The sequence below is a fragment of the Mesorhizobium sp. M4A.F.Ca.ET.020.02.1.1 genome (genome assembly GCF_004022645.1).
In the GTDB taxonomy this organism is placed as follows: Bacteria; Pseudomonadota; Alphaproteobacteria; order Rhizobiales; family Rhizobiaceae; genus Mesorhizobium.
In genome coordinates this window covers 1-3306 of record NZ_RZOI01000667.1, presented here as the reverse complement: position 1 = coordinate 3306, position 3306 = coordinate 1, and the positions used below count along the sequence as shown (strand labels likewise).

5 protein-coding genes are annotated in these 3306 nt (G+C 66.4%); all 5 read left to right on the top strand.

Features of this window, described 5'->3' with window-relative positions:
* On the top strand, positions 1-330 hold a 330-nt coding region (locus EN742_RS28960), incomplete at its 5' end, for an SDR family oxidoreductase (protein ID WP_128333556.1).
* Positions 324-794 (top strand): MarR family transcriptional regulator, encoded by a 471-nt coding sequence (locus EN742_RS28955; protein WP_127406306.1) that lies wholly within the window; start codon positions 324-326, stop codon positions 792-794. The genes EN742_RS28960 and EN742_RS28955, both read left to right, overlap by 7 nt.
* Positions 791-1603 carry an enoyl-CoA hydratase family protein gene (locus EN742_RS28950; RefSeq protein ID WP_127406305.1) on the top strand — a complete coding sequence of 271 codons (813 nt, stop codon included), beginning with the start codon at positions 791-793 and terminating at the stop codon, positions 1601-1603. Before EN742_RS28955 ends, EN742_RS28950 begins: the two co-directional genes overlap by 4 nt.
* Before the next feature lie 230 nt (positions 1604-1833).
* A complete protein-coding gene (locus tag EN742_RS28940) occupies positions 1834-2982 on the top strand; it encodes an acyl-CoA dehydrogenase family protein (protein ID WP_127406304.1) in 1149 nt (382 codons plus the stop codon).
* Positions 2983-3031: 49 nt separating this feature from the next.
* Positions 3032-3306 (top strand): RidA family protein (locus tag EN742_RS28935; protein ID WP_148670332.1); only part of this gene is annotated, 275 nt, incomplete at its 3' end.

The following is a 3306-nucleotide window of genomic DNA, read 5'->3' as shown; positions in this document are numbered from 1 at the left end:
GCCTATGTGGCCCCTTACGTCGCGGCCAAGCACGGCGTCGTCGGGCTGATGCGGGCGCTGGCCACCGAGACCGCCAAGTCCGGCGTCACCGTCAATGCCGTCTGTCCGGGCTTCGTCGAGACCGACATGCTGGAGGAGTCCATCCAGCGCATCGTGGACAAGACCGGGCGGTCGGCAGACGAAGCGCGGGCAAGCCTGGCGGCGACGAACCCGCAAGGACGTTTCATTCAACCGGAAGAAGTGGCGGAAGCCGTGCTGTGGCTGTGCGGCGACGCCGCCCGCTCGATCACCGGGCAGACGATCTCGATCTCGGGAGGCGAGACATGGTAGCCGGTCCGTTGCCCACCCGATCCGGCTCCGGCAAGGAGCGGCTACGGCTGTGGATCCGCCTGCTGCGCGCCTCGCGCACGATTGAGGCGGAGCTGCGCGAGCGGCTGAAGAAGGAATTCAACACCACGCTGCCGCGCTTCGACGTGATGGCGGCGCTTTACCGGTCGCAGGAGGGGATGCTGATGAGCGACCTGTCGCGCTTCCTGCTGGTGTCGAACGGCAATGTCACAGGCATCGTCGACCGGCTGGTGTCGGAAGGGCTGGTGGCTCGGGCGCGCCGCAATGGCGACCGCCGCACCTCGATGGTGCGACTGACCGAGGAAGGGTCGAGGGCCTTCGCCGAGATCGCCGCCGCGCATGAAAGCTGGGTCGGTGAGCTGCTCGGCACTGTCAGCGAGGAAGAGGCGCGCCGGCTGACCGGCATGCTGACTTCGTTCCGCAGCAACTGGGAGGGACGCGAATGAGCGCCATGGCCAACCTCAAGCCGAAGCACTTCCTCTGGGATGTGGAAGGCAAGGTCGCGAAGGTCCGGCTCGACCGTCCCGAGCGCAAGAACCCGCTAACCTTCGACAGTTATGCCGAGTTGCGCGACACGTTTCGCGATCTCGTCTACGCCGACGATATCGACGCCGTCGTGTTCCTGCCCAATGGCGGCAATTTCTGCTCGGGCGGCGATGTCCACGACATCATCGGACCGCTGGTCAAGATGGACATGAAGGCGCTGCTCGCCTTCACCCGCATGACTGGTGACTTCGTCAAGGCGATGCTCAACTGCGGCAAGCCGATCATTTCCGCTGTCGACGGCGTGGCGGTCGGCGCCGGCGCCATCGTCGCCATGGCCTCCGATATCCGCATCGCCACGCCGGAAGCCAAGACCGCCTTCCTGTTCACCCGCGTCGGTCTTGCCGGCTGCGACATGGGCGCCTGCGCGATCCTGCCGCGCATCATCGGCCAGGGCCGCGCCGCGGAGCTGCTCTACACCGGCCGCACCATGAGCGCGGCCGAAGGCGAGCGCTGGGGTTTTTACAACCGGCTGGTGGAGTCGACCGCACTCGAGGCCGACGCGCTCGACCTGGCGGCACGCATCGTCTCCGGCCCGACCTTCGCGCATGGCATCACCAAGACGCAGCTCAACCAGGAATGGTCGATGGGGCTCGACCAGGCGATCGAGGCGGAAGCGCAGGCGCAGGCGATCTGCATGCAGACAGCTGATTTCGAGCGCGCCTACAAGGCGTTCGTCGCAAAGGAAAAGCCTGTGTTCGAGGGGAATTGAGATGGGCGGATTGTTGGACACGTTGGCGGGACAGCACCCCCCTCTGTCCTGCCGGACATCTCCCCCTCAAGGGGGGAGATTGGCGGTTTCGGCGCCCCGCTCATTCTTGCGGCTTTGGCGATTGGCGAAAGCCGACATGACAGCTGATCTCCCCCCAAGAGGGGGAGATGTCCGGCAGGACAGAGGGGGGCGCCGTAGAGCACAGACCTCGCAGAACTGCGGAGGCAAACATGTCTGACCGTTCCTTCCTCAACTGGCCCTTCTTCGAGGAGCGCCATCGCCAGCTCGCCGACCAGCTCGACGCCTGGTGCGCGAAGAACCTGCCGGTCGACCATCACGATGTCGACGCCGCCTGCCGGGAGCTGGTGGCGAAGCTCGGCCGTGACGGTTGGCTGAAGCCGACGGCGCTCGACACGGACAATCCCGGACCGCTCGACGTGCGCACGCTCTGCATCACGCGCGAGACACTTGCCCGCCATGACGGGCTGGCCGACTTTTCCTTCGCCATGCAAGGGCTCGGCACCGGCGCGCTCAGCCTGTTCGGCACGCCGGACCAACAGCATTGGCTGGGCAAGACGCGGGCCGGCAAGGCGATCTCGGCCTTCGCGCTGTCGGAGCCGCGCTCCGGATCGGACGTCGCCAACATGGAAATGACGGCCACGCGCGATGGCGACGATTATCTGCTGACCGGCGAGAAGACCTGGATTTCCAATGGCGGCATCGCCGATCTCTACATCGTCTTCGCCCGCACCGGCGAGGCGCCTGGCGCCAAGGGGATTTCGGCCTTCATCGTGCCGGCCGAGACCGAAGGCCTGAGCATCGCCGAGCGGCTGGAGACGATCGCCCCACACCCGCTGGCGCGACTGTCGTTCGACAACGCCCGCGTCCCCGCTTCCGCGCTGATCGGCAAGCCCGGTGACGGCTTTCGCATCGCCATGTCGGTGCTCGACGTGTTCCGCTCGACCGTGGGTGCCGCGGCACTCGGTTTTGCCCGTCGTGCCCTGGACGAGAGCGTCAGTCGCGCCGCAGAGCGCGAACTGTTCGGCGCGCCGATGGCGGACCTGCAGATGGTGCAGGGCCACATCGCCGACATGGCGCTGGATGTCGATGCCGCGGCGCTTCTCGTCTACCGCGCCGCCTGGACCAAGGACATGGGGGCCCCACGCGTGACCCGCGAGGCGGCGATGGCCAAACTGTTCGCAACCGACCGCGCACAGGAGGTGATCGACGCGGCCGTGCAGCTGCATGGCGGCGACGGGGTGCGCAAGGATCACATCGTCGAAAGCCTCTATCGCGAGATCCGTGCGCTGCGCATCTACGAGGGAGCATCCGACGTGCAGAAAGTGGTGATCGCGCGACAGGTCATGGGGGCGGCGTGAGACTGATGAATGTCCCGCAGCCCGCATTTCGATTAGGGGGAGTCTAGTCATGCACACCATCCTGCAGCCGGAAGGCTGGGCAAAGCCCATCGGTTACGCCAACGGCGTCGCCGCGCGCGGCCGGCTGGTGTTCGTCGGCGGCCAGGTCGGCTGGAATGCCGAGTGCCGGTTCGAGACCGACGATTTCGTCGGCCAGGTACGCCAGACGCTCGCCAACATCGTCGCCGTGCTGGCCGAGGCGGGCGGCGAGCCGCATCACATCACCTCGATGACCTGGTATTTCACCGACAAGGCCGAGTATCGCGCCAATCTCAAGGGCATCCG